The sequence below is a fragment of the Okeania sp. SIO2B3 genome, from assembly GCF_010672525.1.
GTDB lineage: Bacteria > Cyanobacteriota > Cyanobacteriia > Cyanobacteriales > Microcoleaceae > Okeania.
On sequence record NZ_JAAHGH010000020.1, the window covers coordinates 33,591 to 53,048 of the forward strand.

Here is a 19,458-nt window from a genome sequence, read left to right on the forward strand (position 1 = left end):
ATAGTTATAAAGCGACAAGTCTATTATGTCCGGTTGAATAGTTATAAGTTAGAAGCTCTCGTAGTTGGGTTTTAGCAAGAAGATAGATTAGGACTTACACACCTGCAACGTATTTTCGTCTGAAGCGACCGGACCGAACAGAAGCAATCTCAAATCCTAGTTTTTCGTATCTTATGCGTAAGTCCTGATAGTATTATTCTTCAGAAAAGGTACGAAGCTATAAGAATTTGAACATTGGTGATTTGAGGTATGATATCCTGTCGGGATAATTAGTTGATGAAAAACTTTGTACCTTCTCACCTTATTCTTTCCCTTCTGCCTTCTGCCTTCCTTCTGTAGTTTAGCAACCGTCAAAAAATACAAATTATACCCACACATCAGCAACGCCAAAACTTTCTCCTTCTGCTACTCTTTCTTCTTCTTTCTTTCCTCCTGACTCCTGAGGACTGAGTTCCCCTCTTGGGAGGGGGAGGGGCGAGGGGTGGGTTGACTCCTAAATAATTAAGATTAATATCATACACTAATTCACCAAGGCCAGAATTTGAACATATTGTTGTTGGGTTTTGCTCGGCTTTACCCAATCTACTACTATTTTAGATAGTATAGGTGTTGTCTACAAAATAATAAATCTTAATTAAATTGGTAATTAGTTGTGAAATCCCATTCCTCTCTCTTCGTAGTATCACTAACTTTTTTCTTGTGGAATTTTTTCAGTAACTGGAAAACTCAGGCAAATGCTCAGATAGTTCCAGATAACACCCTTGGTGAAGAAAGTTCTGTAGTCAATTCCATCGATCAACTGAAAGACCAAATTGAAGGAGGATCTATTCGTGGCTCAAATTTATTCCATAGTTTTCAGGAATTTAATATCAGAGAAGGTAGAAGCGTTTATTTTATCAATCCTAACGGCATAGAAAATATCCTGACTAGAATTACAGGTAATAACCCCAGTAGTATTTTAGGCAAATTGGGGGTAGATGGCGGGGCAAATTTATTTTTGGTTAATCCCCAGGGCATTTTTTTTGGGCCTAATGCCAGTTTAGATATTCGGGGTTCATTTATTGCCACAACTGCTAACGAAATTAGACTGGGAGAAAATGGACTCTTCAGTGCTACAGCACCTCATACCAGTAATTTATTATCCGTAGAACCCTCAGCTCTATTCTCAAATCAACTGGAGACTCGAACTAGAGGAGCAATTATTAATCAATCAGTAGAAGTAGGTTTGGAATTAGAAGGAGAAAAAACTCTAGCATTTGTAGGAGGAGATGTAATTGTAGATGGAGGGGTAATTATAGTACCACAGGGAAGGGTAGAGTTAGGAGCAATAGGAAATAACTCTGTTGTTAAGTTAAATTCAACAAACAAAGGCTATGAGTTAGATTATTCTGAGGTTGAGAATTTTCAGGATATAGATATTAATTCTGCTGTCATTGATACTCAAGGAGATGAGGGTGGTGGTGATATTTCAATTCAAGGGAGGCGTATTACTGTTACAGGAATATCTGAAATTACAGGCAGTACAAATGGATCGCAGCCAGGAGGAGACATAGAAATTACTGCTTCAGAAGTAGTAGAAGTAGCTGATAGTGATATTTTTAGTGATGTTGGTAACGAAGATGGGAATAACGAAGAAGCTACAGGAAATGGAGGTGATATAGATATTGAAACTCAGCGTTTGATTATCAGGGATGGCTCAGAGATTGCAACAGACACTTTTGGTGGAGGTGATTCTGGAAACTTAACATTAAGAGCAACTGAGATTGAAGCTAGAGGTAAAAGTAGTCGAGTAGATGAAGATGGTTTTAATTTCAACAATTTTATAGGCACTGATGTTGAATTGGAAGCCACTGGAGATGGAGGAATATTAACCATTGAAGCTCAAAATATCAATTTACAAGATGAGACTCAAATATCTACAGGTACTATTGGGGAAGGTAAAGGAGGTAACATTAATATCCAAGCTCAACAGTTGATACTTAGAGATGGCTCAAACATTGGAGTAGACACTTTTGGTGAAGGTCAAGCAGGAAGTTTGACAGTACAAGCAAAAGAAATTAAACTGATTGGTATTACAGAAGATGGGTTTAGTAGTGCCTTGTCTGCAACAGTTCAAGAAGAAGCAACAGGGGATGGAGGGGTTCTTTCCATTGAAACTAAGAGTTTGAGCATACAGGATGGAGCATTTGTAGGGGTTTTTACTCTTGGTGCAGGTGATGCAGGAGAACTTAACATTAAAGCTAATGAAATAGAAGTGATTGGCCGTTCTGAGGATGGTATTTTTCCTAGCACTATATCTGCCACAGTAAGGGATAACGGCGAATTCAGATCCAGTGGTAATGGTGGAGAAATATCCATTGAAACTGATAGTTTAACAATCCGAGATGGGGCTACAATTGAGGCTCGAACTGAGGGAGATGGAACAGCAGGAAGCATTTCTATTCAAGCCAATAATAACATTACTGTTTCTGGATTTAGTTCCACTGATGGTGATTCTAGTGCTATTACTGCTGGTACAGAGTCAGGAGCAACTGGAGAAGGCGGTAGTATAGAAATTACTACTCCTATCCTGAATATTGATAATGGAGCATTAATTACGGCAAGAAGTAACAGTGATTTTGACGGAGGTAATATTTCTCTGAATATCAACACCTTAAATCTCACAACAGGTGGTCAAGTGGTGACCTCTAGTTTCGGCGGTGGTGATGGAGGTACAATAGAAATAAATGCTAGAGAAGGTATTTTTATTTCAGGCATCGACTCCAACTTCAATGAAAGAGAAGAATTGGGAATGATGATAACAGATAGAGAAATAGAAATCGGCGGTAGTCCAGAAAGCGCAATTGCCTCCCGTGCTAGGGGTAATGGTGATGCGGGTTCAGTTATAATCAATACACCCCTACTGAGGGTGGAAGACCTGGGTATAGTGACTGTTAGTAGTTCCGGCGAAGGTGTAGCAGGTTCGCTGAGTATTAACGCTCCATCAATTGAATTTAACAATGGTACTCTGGCGGCAGAAACTAGCGCTGGAGACCAAGGTAATATTACGATCGACTCTTCAAATATCAGTTTAGAAAATAACAGTTCGATTACTACCAGTGCTAGGGGGGATGCTACGGGAGGTAATATTACGATTAATACTCAGTTTATTATAGCTAGAGATGGTAGCCAAATTAATGCTAATGCTGTTGAAGGTCAAGGTGGTAATATTGATATTACAGCTGAGGGATTATTTTTTGACAACAGTAGCAATTTGACTGCTAGTTCAGCATTAGGGATTGATGGCACAATTGATGTCAACACTCAAGTAGACCCCACTCAAGGGGTGGTGACATTATCTCCTGAAGTTGTGGATGCGGAGTCTGTGGTAGCACAAAATCTATGTTTACCAAATCAAGATCGAATAGCAGGGAGTAGTTTTGTTATTACAGGTCGAGGGGGTCTACCACCAAATCCTACTCAACCCTTAACAGTATTGAGAGGGGTCGTAGATTGGGAAACTGGCGCGAAAAAAACTACATCATCAGATGTCAAGCAACAAACTGTATTAGTTTACCAGAGACAACAGAGTAAAAAATTACCAGAAATTTTTCAAGCTCAGGGTTGGGTAATGAATACATCTGGTAATATTATCCTGACAGCTACTTCCCCCAGTGTAAATACAGGTAGTTTACAATTAATTCACCCAGGTTGTTATGTATTAGGGGAATAACGACGGAGGAGTCAGGAGTCAGGAGTCAGGAGTCAGGAGTCAGAATGAAAAAATAAGGAAGTTTTTGATCGCTAATTATCAAAATAATTGGGTCGCGCAACCCCCCTTTTAAGGCGAAATATTTTTGGAGTCTTGCTCAACTCCCCGTTACAAAAATAACTTCTGTACGAGCGTTATATCATGTCCGGATAATCAGTGAGAAAAAAACCTTTTCCCTTCTGACCTTTTCTTTCCTCCTACCTCCTGCCTCCTGCCTCCTGTCTTACCTCTTCCAAAGTGTAAGTATTCAACCGGACATGATATTAGCGGCAGCTCTGCGTTAGCAAACGGCCGAAAGCTTGCGCATAACTATCGTTAAGGCCCCTACTGACTTCTGACTTCGTTAACCGGACTTGAGTTCTGGTAGGGGAGCTGTCGATAGGGCGATGTACAGAATTCAGGAAGGAAGAAAGGAGGGAAGAAGAAAAGTAAAGATAATTTCAGTATTTCTTCGGTACTGTCAGTTCTTACAGCAGATTTAAGGTAAATGAGGTACACATAAGAATAGTCAAGTATTTGTAGTGTGGGCATTTTGCCCGCGACTGGTGTACCTCACTAATATGAAATATGCTTTCATTAATGGATAATGGATAATGGATAATTGGTAATTACAAGAAGGTTAAAACCGTTACGGAATTGAATATAAGGAAATATTATTTCTTCTCTTGGTTGATGGTCGGACAGCTCCGAGACCCGCTCTTATCAGAGCCGCTCCGAAGATCGCCATCCCTCGACCGCTTTTTCCCCTTAAAATGAGGAGGCTTCAAGGCGCGAATTATTTAATTATTAATTATTAATTATTAATTATTAATTATTCGGTAAATTCTATTTATATAGCAATGTCCGCTGGCATATTTACAAATTACAGGAGGTGTCCAATAGCTAAAAGTCTTATATGATTCCTACGGAATGCTTGGGCAAACAGCTTTTTATTCCCCTGTTGCCTCACAGAAGTGCGCATTCCCTCTCTTGGTCAGCATTCCCATGGCGAGGAGACCAGCTCTTGACAGAGCTGCTCCGCTAACGCCGGGTTCCGACCGCTTGCGTCTATCGCCGACGCGGGATCGCACTGCTGTTGTCTATTGCCTGTTGCCTGCGCACAGCGCTATAAATGACCGCATTTTATATAAATAGGGTTTGCGCTCATAAAGTCTTTTTGCTCTTTGTAGGAGACAGGAGACAACCCACCCGCGGGCCCCTCTCCCAGGAGGGGAGAGGAAGACAGGAGACAGGAGGAACGGGGAATGAACGAGGAGGTAGGAGCTAAGTTTTGTCAGAGTGATTTTTCGGCTTTTGCTTCGGTGAAAATCCTCACTTTTTTAACTACAGCAACCGAAAAGCTCATACTTTTAAAGACAGAAAAAGCCTAAAACCAATATCAGTCAATGCTTTGATATTTAATCAGTAAGCCCTAAATATATCATAGATCGATGTTTAATAATAATTATGAAATTAAAATCTCTACCAATTTTGCTCAGTTCAACATCAGGAATATGGCTAATTTTCTCTAGTTTATTTTGCCAAAATTCAGGAAATGCTCAAATAATTCCCGACCAAACATTAGGGAAAGAAAATTCAGTTATTAATTCCATAGATAGATTAAAAGAACAGATAGAAGGTGGAGCAATTAGAGGTTCAAATTTATTTCATAGTTTCCAAGAATTTAACGTTGGAGAAAATCGAAGTGTTTACTTCACAAATCCAGCAGGAATTGAAAATATATTAACAAGAATTACAGGTAATAATGCCAGCAATATATTAGGAAAATTAGGAGTATTAGGAGGAGCAAATTTATTTTTAGTAAATCCTAATGGTATATTATTCGGTCCGAATTCTAGTCTAGATATTAGAGGATCATTTATTGCGACAACAGCTAACGAAATTAGGTTAGGAGAAAATGGTTTATTTAGTGTTACTAATCCTCAAAATAGTAACTTATTATCAGTAGAACCTTCAGCTCTATTTTTCAATCAAATTTTTGTAGAGCGGGCATCCTGCTCGCTGTGTCAAGGAAATATTGTCAGTCAATCAAGTACAGAAGAAATTGGTCTACAAGTACCATCTGGAGAAACTTTAGGGTTAATAGGAAGGGAGGTAATTATTGACAGTGGAAAACTGACAACAGAACAAGGAAGAATAGAAATAGGTAGCGTTGGAGATAGCAGTTTAGTAAGATTAGAAAACACCAATAATTATACTTTTAATTATTCAGAAGTAGAAAACTTTGAGAATATACAAATCAAGAATGGTGCTGTTGTGGATGTAAGTGGAGAAGGTAGTGGTGATATTCAACTCCAAGGTAGACAAGTAAGCATCACAGGAGGTTCAACTATTGTAGCTAATACTTTAGGTAATAAACCAGGAGGTAGCATTTCATTGATATCTTCCGAATTATTGGAAGTAACAGAAAGTTTTGTGGATGCTGATGTAGGATTTGCTGCAACTGGCAGTGGGGCAACCATTACAACTAATGCTCCACGTTTAATACTCACAAGTGGAGGACAGATAAGTACAGCTACATTTGGCACAGGTACAAGCGGAGAGCTGACAGTAAACGCCAATGAAATAGAAGTTATGGATATATCAGCAGATGGTCAAAATCTCAGTGGCATATTTACAGATGTTTTACCAGGAGCAACAGGTAGAGGTGGAGACATAACAATTAATACTCAAACCCTCAAGCTTTTCAATGGGGGACAACTGGGAGCCAACGTTTTTGGTCCAGGACAAGGAGGAAATTTAACTGTCAATGCCACTGAAATAGAAGCCTCTGATACTATTGTATTTGAAACAACTGTTCCTCAGCAACAACTCCTGTTAGAATTTCTAAATGGTCAATTTCCCAGTGCAATTTTAGCTCTAGTTATACCGGAAGCTACAGGAAATAGTGGCAAATTAACAATTGACAGCGATCGCATAGTATTACGCAACGGAGCGCAAATAGGAACTGGTACGTTTGGAGCTGGAGATAGTGGAGAACTGGCAGTTAAGGCAAGGGAAATAGAAGTCAGCGGTATTTCTGAAGATGGTTTTCTACCAAGTAGCTTTTTTACTACAGTTTTATTGGGTGCTACAGGCAAAGGTGGAAATCTTACTATTGATACTCAGTCTCTAACTCTACAAAATGGAGGACAAGTAAGAGCTGGTACGTCTGGTGTGGGGGACAGTGGGGATGTGACTGTGACGGCAAGAGAGATTACTTTACAAGGTAGTTTTACTAATGATTTTTTGCTTTTACCAAGTACTATTCAGGCTGCAGTTGAAGATTTCTCGACTGTGGCTCCATCGGGTATTGGTAGTGGTGATGGTGGTGAAATATTGATTAACACAGGTCGCTTGACTGTTGAGGATGGAGGCACAATTAGCGCTCGCACTGAAGGGGAAGGCAAAGGTGGAAATATAGAAATTAATGCCACCGATATTGAGGTAAATAACGGTTTTATTAGTGCTGATAGTAATAAGAGTGCAGCAATAATTAAGACTGGAGATGGAGGAAATTTAACAATTAATACTCAAAATCTCATGTTGACAAATGGAGGCTCAATTTTAGCATCTACTTCTAGCGAAGGTCAGGGAGGAAATATAGAAATTAATGCCACTGAAATAGAAGCAGAGGGTATTTCACCAGATGGTCAGTTTCTCAGTGGTGTAAATAGTCAAGTTGCATTAGGTTCTACAGGGGATGGGGGCAACTTAACAATAGATACCCAACGTCTAATACTACGAGACGGAGCAATAATTCAAGCGGCAGTCTTCAGCTCCGGTCATGGAGGAAATATTACAGTCAATGCAAAAGAAATAGAGCTATCAGGTAATGCTACCAGTGAAAATTTATTGCCAGAAATATCATCTCTAGTTCAAAGTATAAACGGCCAAGTTCCTAGTGGTTTGTTGACAACTGTTTTACCCGGAGCAACAGGAAATGGTGGAAATTTAGCAATTAATACTCAAAGTCTACAGTTAGAAGATGGAGGGTTAATAGGTACTGGAACATTTGCTCAAGGTCAAAGTGGAGACTTAACAGTACGAGCAACAGAAATTGATATGAGTGGTACTATTCCTAGCGGTCAACTCCCTAGTGGCTTGTTTACCTCAGTCTTTGATGAAGCTACAGGTAACGGCGGAAATTTAACTGTTGACACCGAACGCTTGAGCTTAAGAAATGGTGCTCAAGTCAGAGCAGGTACATCTGGAGTGGGAAGTAGTGGAGACTTAAGAATTCGAGCAACAGACATTGAACTCACTGGTCGTGCTGAAGATGGTGGACTTCCTAGTAGTATTCTTGCTAGTGTAGAAGACTTAAGAAATTTGTCTCTGGGAGTAGGCAGTGGAGATGGAGGCAACGCATTCATAGAAACAGAACGCTTGACAATTCTAGATGGAGCTGAAGTCAGTGCTAGCACCTTTGGAGATGGCAAGGCAGGAAATTTAACGGTCAGTGCCAGTGAAAATATTACTCTATCTGGAGTAAATTCAATTTCTGGTGACTCCAGCACTATTACTGCTCGCACCCTTGGTAATGGCAATGCTGGGTCTATCAATATTAATACACCAAATTTAAGAGTGGAAGACCGAGCGATCGTTACTGTTAGTAGTTCTGGCAATGGGGTGGCGGGTTCCCTCAATATTAATGCTCCATCTATTGAACTCAACAATGGTACTCTGAGTGCAGAAACTACAGCTGGAGACCAGGGTAACATTACTATACAAGCTTCAGATATTAATCTAGAAAATAATAGTGCAATTACTACCAACGCTACAGAGTCTGCCACAGGTGGAGATATTAATATTGATGCACAATTTATTATTTCGGACAATAGTAATATTAGTGCCAATGCTATAGAGGGTCGAGGTGGTAATATTTCTATTAACGCACAAGGGCTATTTCTTGATAATAGTAGTCAAATTACTGCCACTTCAACTTTGGGCATTGACGGTACAGTTGAACTTAATACTCAAGTAGACCCCACTCAAGGAGTGGTCAGATTATCTGCAACAGTCATAGATGCTGAGTCATTAGTGGCCAAAAATATATGTGCGACTACTCAGACTCAAAAGGAAGGTAGTTCATTTGTAATTACTGGTCGAGGGGGTTTACCACCAGATCCAACTCAACCATTGACAGTCTTGAGAGGAACGGTGGAATGGGAAACAGAAATACCCAGTCATACAAGTAATTTTATGAGAGGCGATCGACAACCTGTTGTAGTCTACCATCGGTCAGAAGTCGAGAACTTACCAGAAATTCGTCAAGCTCAGGGTTGGGCCATGACTGACAGTGGTACAATTATACTCACTACTACTGAAACTTCTGTCAATACAGGTGGTTTACAGTTAATTCATCCTAGTTGTTATCTATTTTCACCTGTGGCATTTGGAACTGGAATAGGGAATAGGAAATAGGAAATATGTAGGGGCGAATGGCATTCGCCCTCAAAAATGTTCCATCTTCAACCATTACCAAATATTTCTCGATTTTCCCATCTCCCTATTTCCCAACCCAAACTTACAGAAATGCTTTTATAGTTCATAAAAATATAGTCAAATATGACATATCCTTATTTTGCAGGCGTTACCCTGACACTCGTGTTAGCGCAGCTCCTCCGGAGGAGGCACTACAACACCACGCCAGTTGCGTGACTGTCGGGGGACCCGCAAGGGCGCACTGGCTTCTCTATCCCATAGTTAAAGACAAAAGGGAGCTGCTTTTCTCATTAATCAGAATTATAGGAAAAAATCTAATCCACAGTTTTAGCTGTGTCACGCCACTACTTTTGGCATTACTGAGGGGGCGGGATAAATATAAGTGGTAAGCGGGGGCAGGATACCTGCCTGTCCCATCCTGCCTGCCCCAAAATATTAGGAACGGGAAAATATCAGGAACGGGCAAGATGCCCATTCCACTTTCACTTCCACAAAACTATTAAAATCTCAAGCGCATTTATGCAACGCTCTACTTTTTCTATTGACCGACCGTCTCCAAGTTAACAAATTTCTCATTATTTTCTCCGTTGAATATTAGGGAAATAGAAAAAAAAGAAGTATAACTATGGATAAAATAGCCCAATGATGGGTGAGACATTCTACACCCTGAAAATTATTTTGGGCATTTTATTTTGAGTTTTAACATTAAGTTATGAAAGGACACTATAAAAAAAATTTTATTATTTCGATGACCAAATTTTATTATTTGCTCAGGCAAGACCTCAACCTAGAAAAAAAGTTATGATTGTCTGGATAATAATTCTTATTTCTTTATCTTATATTTCTACTTCTGAACCTGCCAATGCTCAAACAACTCCTAGGCCAGTTAACCCTAACCCTCAACCCATACCACAAGTAGAACCATTACCTCCACCAGATGATTTACTCCAACCTCCAGCAACACCATCTCCCCAGTCACCTCCTCTACAAATTCCAGGTCAAATTACAGTAACCCAATTTGTAGTTGTTGGTAGTACAGTTTTTAGTTCTACAGAATTGGCGGAAATTCTTGAACCTTTTACAGATCGTCCTATTTCTTTTGCCGAATTACTAGAAGCACAAACAGCAGTAACTCAGCTATATTTTGATCGAGGATATGTTACTTCTGGGGCATTTATTCCCCCACAAACTTTGCAAGATGGTAAAGTTACAATAGAAGTAATAGAAGGGGTCGTTGAAGAAATTGAGATTTCGGGGTTAAAACGACTTAATTCTGGTTATATTCGCAGTCGAATTGAATCTGGTATTAAAACGCCTTTAAATCAAGATGATTTATTTCAATCTTTACAGTTACTTCAGCTTGACCCTTTAGTTGAGAGATTATCTGCTAATTTAACAGCAGGTTCTCGTCCTGGTTTGAGTAGGTTAGAGGTTGAGGTGGAAGAAGCACCTGCTTTTTTTGCTCAACTTTCTGCTGATAATTTACGTTCTCCTAGTGTGGGTACTGTTCGTCGCCAAGTTCAACTTTCTCATAGTAATTTGACTGGGTTTGGCGATCGCCTTAATGTGACTTATTACAATACAGATGGTAGTGATACTCTTGATGACTTTAGTTATACTATCCCCATTAATTCTAAAAATGGAACTATTAGTTTACGTCATCGTCGCACCAATAGTGAAATTATTGAAGAACCTTTTGATGAACTAGATATTGAAACAAATTCTCGTACTTATGAGATAAGTTTTCGCCAACCTATTTATCAAACTCTTAGTAAAGAAATTGCTTTGGGTTTAACGGGTTCTGTAGATGAATCAAAAACTACTTTTAATGGTGGACTTTTTCCCGATCCAAATGATGGGGAGATTAGAATTTCTTCAGTTCGTTTTTTTCAGGAATATACTTCTAGGAGTACTAATGATGTGTTTGTGGCACGGTCAGAATTTTCTCTAGGGATAAATGCTTTTGATGCTACTGTTAATGATCAAGCTCCAGATGGGAGATATTTTTCTTGGCGGGGACAAGCACAATATTTACGTTTATTTGCACCAGATACAGTTTTTTTAGTTAGGTCAGATATTCAATTAGCACCTAGAAGTTTGTTTCCCCAAGAACAGTTTAGTTTGGGAGGTGGATTAAGTGTGAGAGGATATCGTCAAGATGCTTTACTTGGTGATAATGGTTTGTTTATTTCTAGTGAGTTTCGGTTTCCTATTCTGCGAGTGCGAGAGTGGGATGCTGTTTTACAATTAACTCCTTTTGTTGATTTTGGTACTGTTTGGAATAGTAATGATGTTGAGTTGGTAGAGGAAACTCTATCTTCTGTAGGTGTGGGTTTAAGAATTCAAGTAGGAACTCGTTTTTCGGCTCAATTAGATTGGGGAATACCTTTTGTAGATATAGATACAAATGGAGATTCATTACAGGAAGATGGTATATACTTTTATCTTAAATACAGAGCTTTCTAATCATTTATTAATTAAATATTTCCGATTTTTTAATATATCAAAAAAAATAATATTAGATAATTGATTGTATTCTGTTTTGAAGAAGGAGTCAGGAGACAGAAGACAAAAGACAGAATCAATTGCTTATGGATAGTCTTCGACACGCCGTCAGGAGAAAGCTATTAAAAAAATACTATGGGAATAGGGAATAGGGAACAGACAATGGGCAACGGGCAACAGTAGGAAAAATATTTCTCTGTCTAAGGTTGATCATCAACATAAATCAAACACCAACTCGTTCTTTACTATACAGCGCTTTTCAAATTGATGAACCACATCTTCACACATCAAACGTTGTAGGGACATTCCATGGAACGTCTCTACTAGACATCTGGTAATAATAAAAAATCAATATCTATATCGTACAGAAATTATCAATTCTTCCCCTCCTGGGAGGGGTTAGGGGTGGGTTCCCTACTGCCTACAGCAAAGCTGCCTACTCCTTCTTTTCTGGAGATTTCTACTGTGGTCTACCCAAATGAAAACTGCTGTATACTAATAAGTAGTCGTGCAAAATAAATTTCCTAGTTGAGATAGGGAACAGGGAACAGGGAACAGAAAGTCAAATAGGATGTGTAATTAATTTTGCATAGGAACTTACCAAATTGAGAAATGTTTGCTACAAATAATTTTTTAGGTTTTAGGTGGTAGGTTTTAGATTTTAGGTGGATTATTAGTTATTTACTAGCCAGTTTATTTGTAAAATTCTTTTTTTCATGCATGGTATAATTTTATCCAAAATTAAGATAATACTATTTGCCAAAAAATATAAAATTTTATGCTTTGCCGAAAAATTGTGGTTTCAAGCCTCCTCTTTTAAGAGGATGATTTGAGTCAATCCTATCCGTTTTAAAGGAGAGGTAATTGTTAATTGTTAATTATTAATTATTAATTATTAATTGTTGAACTATTCTGTAGCAAATATATGCTTAAAATTTTTCTTATTTCTTCTGCCTTCTGCCTTCTGCCTTCTGCCTTAATTTTAGGTATTCAAGTAAAACAAGTTCAGGCAATTTACCTGAATAATCATCTAGTTAAAAAAAGTAAAATAAATTGGGATTTACTAACTCAAGCACCAACCATATCAGCTAGTAACTTAGAACTACAAGCACAAAAACTTTTTGAAAAAGGAGATTTTTCTGCAAGTATACCTCTGTTAGAAGTAGCTATTGATAATTATGCCACTCAAGGAGATAATTATAGTCAGATCAGAGCGCTCAGAAATTTAGGTTTAGTTTATCTCAAACTAGGAAAATGGCAAGATGCTGAAGCAGCTTTAAATAATTGTTTAAATCTAATTCAACAAATATCAAATACTCAAAAAACAGAAAAAATTACAGCTAGTGTTCTAGAAGTAAAAGGTCAATTAAAATTATCTATTGGTCAATCAGAAGCAGCTTTAGATACTTGGAAAGAAGCCAGTGAAATTTATGAAAAAATTGGTAATTATTTAGGGTCTACTCGTAGTGTGATTAATCAAGCTCAGGCTTTACAAGCTTTAGGTTTATATTCTCAAGCATTTAAACAGTTAACAAGAGCTAAACAAAATCTGGAAGAACAACCAGATACAATAATTAAAGCAAAAGTATTACAAAGTTTGGGTGATGTGCTTCGAGGAATAGGTCAACTATCAGAATCTCAAAAAGCTTTAGAATCTAGTTTGGTAATAGCAGAAAATTTACAAGCAACAGAAGAGATTGCCATAATATTAATTAGTTTAGGTAATACAGCTATCCTTTTAGATAATCCCCAAGCTGCTAATTTATTCTATCAACGAGCTATTCAGGAATCACCTATAGTAGAAATTAAAATTCAAGCAATGCTCAATCAGTTAAACCTAGCTATAAAACAAAAGCAATATTTAACTGCCACAGAATTAGTGACAAATATAGATGATTCATTAAATCAATTATCTGTTTCTCAACCAGGTATTTATGCCAGAATTAATCTAGCTCAGAGTTTAATAGAATTCAGAAAAGAAGTTTTAGCAAATAGCAATAATAAACCATTATATCCACCAGCAAAAATTGCTGATTACTTAGTTACAGCAGTACAACAAGCAAGAAACTTAGGAGATGCAAGAGCAGAATCTTATGGTTTAGGAACTTTGGGAACTTTATATGAACATAATCAGCAATGGAATGAAGCTAGAGAGTTAACAGAAAAAGCTTTAATTTTGGCTCAAAGTATTAATGCTGCTGATATTGTTTATCTGTGGGAATGGCAATTAGGTCGAATTTTAACAGTTACAGGAAATAAAAACGAAGCGATAGTAGCTTATTCTCAATCAGTAAAAACTCTCCAAGCTTTGCGGAGTGATATAGTTGCTATTAGTTCAGAATTCAAGTTTGATTTTAGGGATAGTGTAGAACCTATTTATCGTGAATTAGTAGAGTTACTTTTAGAACCTTCTACACCTGGAAAAACAGATATTAGTCAAAAAAAATTAAAACAAGCACGACAAGTAATTGAAGCTTTGCAGTTAGCTGAACTAGATAATTTTTTTCGTAATGCTTGTTTAGATGCCAAACCTGTAGAAGTAGACCGCGTAGACAAAAATGCAGCTATTTTTTATACAATTATTTTGCGCGATCGCTTGGCAGTAATATTAGCTATACCAGAAAAACCTCTGGTTTATTACAGCACTAAAATATCAAGAGCGGAAGTAGACTCAAAAATTGAAACTATGCTAACAGCTCTCACATTTCCGCAAAAACGAATTTTTATTGAAAACTATTTGGAACCTGCTGCAGAAATTTATCAATGGCTAATTTATCCTGCTGAAGAGCTATTGCGAGATAATAAGATCAAAACCTTAGTATTTGTATTAGAAGGAAGGTTGCGAAGTATTCCTTTAGCTAGTCTTTATGATGGTCAGGAATATGTAATTCAGAACTATAATGTGGCGATCGCTCCTAGTCTAGAATTAATAGATCCTAAACCACTAGCACGAAAAAAACTGGAAGTACTGGGAATGGGAATAACTGAAAGTCGTCAAGGTTTTCCACCACTACCAAATGTGAGACAAGAATTAGAGGATATTCAAGCTGAAGCTTCTAGTGAGATTTTACTAAATGAGTCGTTTACAGAAAAGGAAGCTAATACGGAAGTCGCTGATACTCCTTATCAAGTAATTCACATTGCAACCCATGGTGAATTTAGTTCTAATGTTGAAGATACATTTATTCTGACTTGGGATGATAGAATTAATGTTGAAGAGTTGCGAAGTATGATTAAATCTGGCGTTCAACAAACGAGTCCTGTAGAGTTATTAGTTTTGAGTGCTTGTCGTACTGCCACTGGGGACGATCGAGCAACATTAGGGTTAGCAGGAGTTGCAGTCAGAGCAGGGGCAAGAAGTACTATTGCTAGTCTGTGGTATGTGAGTGATGAAGCAACTGCTGTGCTGATGAAAAATTTATATGAACAGTTGGTTGACCCAAAAATAACTAAAGCAGAAGCTTTGCGTCGAGCGCAACGAAAAATGTTACGAGATGCTCAAGCACAAGAGGTAAATTCAGAATTTAAACATCCCTACTTCTGGTCAACTTTTGTTTTGATCGGGAATTGGTTATAGAAGTTATTTGAAGAAGGAAGAAGGAAGAAGGAAAAAGGAAGAAGGCAAAAGGCAGAATCTAATTAGGGTTTGCGCTCAAAAGTCTTTTTTTAAGGAGTAGGGGAGCGGGGGAGTAGGGGAGTAGGGGAGTAGGGGAGTAGGGGAAGGGGAGTAGGGGAGTAATTTTTGGGCTACTCTCCTGGCCAAAATGCTGATTTTTGAGCATAAAGAGCTAAAAACTAGGTACTTTTTCCAGAGCTAAAAAGGCTAAAACCTTTATCTATAAATGCTTTGAGATTTAATCAGCAAGCCCTAATTAGGGTTTGCGTTCAAGAGTCTTTTAGTAGGGTTATACCGTTTCACGGAATTCAAAAGCGAGTGCTAATTGGTGAGGTCTCCTCAGAATACAAGACGCACTCAAGACAGTCAAAAGTCAAAAGTCATGCATTATGATTTTATAGCTCAAAACTTTGATGCTTCAGTAATTTCAGCAAATTATTCGACATCTAAAGTTTGAAACTATTTGTAACATTCTTTTTTCACGCTTGGTATTAGAAGACAGAAGACAAGAGAAATGGGAATGAGTGAGGAGGTAGGAGTAACAATTGTCAGAATAATTTTTCTGCCCAACTTTTGCCTAAAATACGCTCAAATTTGAACATCAACAGCTGAAAAATTTGCACTGAAATTCGACCCCAAAAAGGCACTTGTCTTTATATGTCAATACTTTTAGATTTGATCGCTCACGTCCTAATTAGCCTCAAAGTGTAACTTATAAAGTCTCAAACTTGGATGTTCAGTTAAATACCAATGACAACCAATATTAACAGGTGAAGGTCTGTTTTCTAGTCGATATAAAAATATTGGTTCTTCTCTCAAAATTGCTGTCAAAATCAAATCTTCCCAGTTTTCATTGCCATGGTCAAAAACTAAATAAGACTTACCAATATATCCCATTTTTATCATTCCTTTTGATAACCATCCTACAATTTCCTCGGTTTTTTCTGGAGGAAACTCACTATCAGTTAAACCATAGGTTTCAACCTCTAGTTCTTCTGATTTAGGTTGTAGTGCTGCTAAGAAAGCTGATACAATATTTTTTAGTTTTCCCATGTCTATGACTTTAACTCTCTATCTTTCTCTAAGATAAATCATGGCACTGGGTCATGCTTCCTCCAAAGAGGTGATTTTCAGAGCGCATTTGTTTACCATATCCGGAGAAACTTAGAAAGATTAAAATTCTCTAACTTTTCCCAATAGTTTCTGAGAGAAAATCTGCTGTAGATTTTACTATGGCGATCGCATTCTCATAAAACATTCTAGTTGGTCCCAAAACTCCTACACTTCCCAGTGGAGTTGTCCCATTCCCATAAGTTGCAGAAATCAGGGCACAACCTTGGATAGGTTCTAGAGGATTTTCCGAACCTATTCTTACTGTCACCTGCTTGTCTGTACTGGGGGCTTCAAATATTAAAGGCCACAACTGTTCCTGTTCTTCTTCTAATAGTTGAATAATAGTTTGAACCTGTTGCAGTTTAGAGAATTCTGGTAAACGCAATACTTCTGCGATGCCACTAATCAGAATCTTAGTATACTCTGGTGTCTGACAACGGAAAGCTAAATTTTCCAATAGATTTTTGATTGACTCAGCATACTTCTCAAACTCCCGGTCTAGCTCCGTCCAATCTAATGAAGATAATTCCCCTATTGCTCGTCCTCGTAGTTGGCCATTCAAAAAGTTTGATAATATTTGTAATTCTCTATCAATATCTTCTGGGTCAGGGAGTACAGAATTATCTGGTAAATTGTTCCCATGTTTTTTCTGATTTACAGCCCTCAAGTCCATTATCAAAGATTGAGTTTCATAGGTATTTGTCACCACAATTAGCATGATTTTTCCTGCTTCCACTTGTACCAGTTGTAGATGTCGTAACTTAGCGTTGGCAGTTTGAGGCATTGTCACTAGAGTAATATAACCACTCAGAGTAGCCAAAATTTGAGCCGATCCTTGAAGTATGGCCTCTAGACGACTTTCTGGCAAATTCAATTGTTTTTGTAAAAGTTCTTCAACTTCAAAAGCCAGATTTTCTGAAGGTTTCATCAATTGGTCAACATATATTCGGTAGCCTGAGTCTGAAGGAATTCTTCCAGCCGAAGTATAAGGTTGATATAATAGTCCTATTTTTTCCAGAAAGCTCATCCCATTGCGAATTGTCGCTGGACTAACACTGAGATTGTACTCTTCTGCTAGAGATTTGGAGCCAACTGGTTCTGCTGTTGCAATATAATGACGAACTGTTGCCCATAGTATATGTTGATGACGATTATTAAGATTAACTTGCACTGACATGGACGTAGAGAGAATATATTATGTAAGGTACCGAATAGCAAATATGATGTGAGTTAATCATAACACTAAAGTTATTTTTCTTTATATAACTTATACTTCGTTATTATCTAATCATATTTATCTTGGTTTGAGGTATAGCAAGGAACAGCGGTGCGACTCAACCTCAGCGATAGATATTGGAAGGAAGCACCATCTGTGGGCATCTGAGCAAACTAAGCTAGCATCTAGTAGCGTACTTCTGTGAGGCAACAAGCAACAACAAAAAATATTTCTCTGCTGCTTGCTAAAGCTTAAAAACATGAATTATCCTAGACAAATATCTACAAAATATCTATGTTTTTACGCCATTAATCTGTGTTATTATTACGTCTGTCTGCTAAGATCAGAGGATTTTAGCAACAATTATGGAATGTTTGGCACTCGGCTTTTCATATATTATGTGACCTCATTTACCTGAAATCTGCTGTAATTGAGAACTTTATATCAAACCCAGTAGCGTTGGTGTAATTAGATTTATCGTGTGGGGACTCACCCCTAACCCCTCCGAGGAGGAGGATGTGGGGAAATAAAGAAATATTTGGCAATGGCTGAAACTAGAGCGGAATGTGGGATAAAATCTTCGGAGTTTAGCAAATTTTATATTTGCAATATTTTATATTTAGGTAAATAAAAGACATCTCCAATAATCAAAAATAAAATCAATTATCGCGCAAAAATCATCAATTCTTTCCCCCTACTCCCTACTCCCTACTCCCTCTTTTCAGGAGAAGTCTAAAGTTTGCCGGAAACGAAAAGTTCCGAATTCTGACTAATAGCGAGGTATACTTTGATCTACTAAGATTGAATAGGCATCAATACCACCAATAATATTCTTCACATTTGTAAAACCCTGGCTCTTCAACCATTGGCACATTTGAGCTGAACGTATGCCATGATGACACAAGACTAGAGTTTCTTTCTCATGGTCTAAATGGACATGAATTTGGTCTGACCATTCAGAAAATTGACTTAAAGATAAAACTTTAAAACCTTTAATAGAAGCTATTTCTACTTCTTGAGGTTCTCGAACATCAACTAATTGTAAATTTTCAGGAATACCATCTGTTAAGCGGTTTGCTAGTTCTTCGACAGTAATATCGAGTAAAGGCGCTTCGGAAGATTGTTGTGACATTTTAGAAGAATTAATGACTTGACATTAATGATAAACTTATAGAAAGCTTTTCCAGGTTAACTACAATTTTTAGTTGTAATCTATAGCATTTTCTCTGATTTTAGTCAAGCAGGTTTGTACAATTTAGCGTTGCTGAAGCGTGTGTATGATATTAATATTAATTACTTAGGAGTCAACCCACCCGCGCGCCCCTCCCAGGAGGGGAAGTCAGGAAGACCTCCTCAGGAGGAAAGAAAGAAGAAGAAAGCCCGAGTAGAAGGAAAAAGTTTTTTGCTAGCCCTCTTTTCTGGACATGATACCATACCTCAAATCAGCAACGCCTACAATATTTATACAAAATATAGAACAAAGAGCGAAAATCAGAAAACCTTACCGAACCCGAGCAGATTTGATATAAATTAATCAGGACTTACCCATGAGGTAGGAAACACTAGGATTTGAGATGGCTTTCCGTCCCGGAATGCTCCACAAACCCTGTCGGTCGCTTCGGACCAAAATACGTTGCAGGTGCTTCAACAATTAATAATTAATAATTAACAATTAACAATTACCTCTCCTTGAAAATCAGAGGATTAACTCGGTAGGGAAAATTTTTTCTTCTCTTGGTCGATGGTCGGCCAGCGAGGAGACCTCCCCATCCCATCCTAAGGTCATGCTCCGCAAACGACCGCTTTTTTCTACTTTAAAGAAGAGGTTTTAAA

At 37.9% G+C, this 19,458-nt stretch carries 8 protein-coding genes; 5 read left to right on the forward strand and 3 right to left on the reverse strand.

The window, feature by feature from the left end:
- Positions 1 to 652 precede the first annotated feature (652 nt).
- From F6K15_RS16800 to F6K15_RS16820, 5 genes are all read left to right on the forward strand, one after another.
- Positions 653 to 3,712, forward strand: a complete 3,060-nt coding sequence (locus tag F6K15_RS16800) for a filamentous hemagglutinin N-terminal domain-containing protein (protein ID WP_293062601.1) — start codon at positions 653 to 655, stop codon at positions 3,710 to 3,712.
- A gap of 1,283 nt (positions 3,713 to 4,995) precedes the next feature.
- Complete coding sequence (locus F6K15_RS16805; protein WP_293062602.1) at positions 4,996 to 5,121, forward strand: hypothetical protein; 126 nt, start codon at positions 4,996 to 4,998, stop codon at positions 5,119 to 5,121.
- A 76-nt stretch (positions 5,122 to 5,197) separates the two neighbouring features.
- Positions 5,198 to 9,154, forward strand: a complete 3,957-nt coding sequence (locus F6K15_RS16810) for a filamentous hemagglutinin N-terminal domain-containing protein (protein WP_293062603.1) — start codon at positions 5,198 to 5,200, stop codon at positions 9,152 to 9,154.
- A gap of 822 nt (positions 9,155 to 9,976) precedes the next feature.
- Positions 9,977 to 11,641, forward strand: a complete 1,665-nt coding sequence (locus tag F6K15_RS16815) for a ShlB/FhaC/HecB family hemolysin secretion/activation protein (protein ID WP_293062605.1) — start codon at positions 9,977 to 9,979, stop codon at positions 11,639 to 11,641.
- Positions 11,642 to 12,605: 964 nt separating this feature from the next.
- Entirely contained in the window at positions 12,606 to 15,257 is a 2,652-nt protein-coding gene (locus F6K15_RS16820) for a CHAT domain-containing protein (RefSeq protein WP_293062607.1), read from the forward strand.
- 729 nt (positions 15,258 to 15,986) lie between these two features.
- Here F6K15_RS16820 and F6K15_RS16825 read toward each other — a convergent pair.
- From F6K15_RS16825 to F6K15_RS16835, 3 genes are all read right to left on the reverse strand, one after another.
- Positions 15,987 to 16,349, reverse strand: coding sequence for a hypothetical protein (locus F6K15_RS16825; protein ID WP_293062609.1), 363 nt, complete (start codon positions 16,347 to 16,349; stop codon positions 15,987 to 15,989).
- A gap of 130 nt (positions 16,350 to 16,479) precedes the next feature.
- Positions 16,480 to 17,580, reverse strand: coding sequence for a heat-inducible transcriptional repressor HrcA (gene hrcA / locus F6K15_RS16830; RefSeq protein ID WP_363268132.1), 1,101 nt, complete (start codon positions 17,578 to 17,580; stop codon positions 16,480 to 16,482).
- Positions 17,581 to 18,394: 814 nt separating this feature from the next.
- Positions 18,395 to 18,757, reverse strand: a complete 363-nt coding sequence (locus F6K15_RS16835) for a rhodanese-like domain-containing protein (protein ID WP_293062613.1) — start codon at positions 18,755 to 18,757, stop codon at positions 18,395 to 18,397.
- Positions 18,758 to 19,458: the final 701 nt, after the last annotated feature.

Excerpts from the sequence above, each read along its gene's own strand:
- F6K15_RS16805 (WP_293062602.1), top strand. The coding sequence starts at position 4,996 with ATGAACGAGGAGGTAGGAGCTAAGTTTTGTCAGAGTGATTTTTCGGCT.
- F6K15_RS16810 (WP_293062603.1), top strand. The coding sequence starts at position 5,198 with ATGAAATTAAAATCTCTACCAATTTTGCTCAGTTCAACATCAGGAATA.
- F6K15_RS16815 (WP_293062605.1), top strand. The coding sequence starts at position 9,977 with ATGATTGTCTGGATAATAATTCTTATTTCTTTATCTTATATTTCTACT.
- F6K15_RS16820 (WP_293062607.1), top strand. The coding sequence starts at position 12,606 with ATGCTTAAAATTTTTCTTATTTCTTCTGCCTTCTGCCTTCTGCCTTCT.
- F6K15_RS16825 (WP_293062609.1), bottom strand. The coding sequence starts at position 16,349 with ATGGGAAAACTAAAAAATATTGTATCAGCTTTCTTAGCAGCACTACAA.
- F6K15_RS16835 (WP_293062613.1), bottom strand. The coding sequence starts at position 18,757 with ATGTCACAACAATCTTCCGAAGCGCCTTTACTCGATATTACTGTCGAA.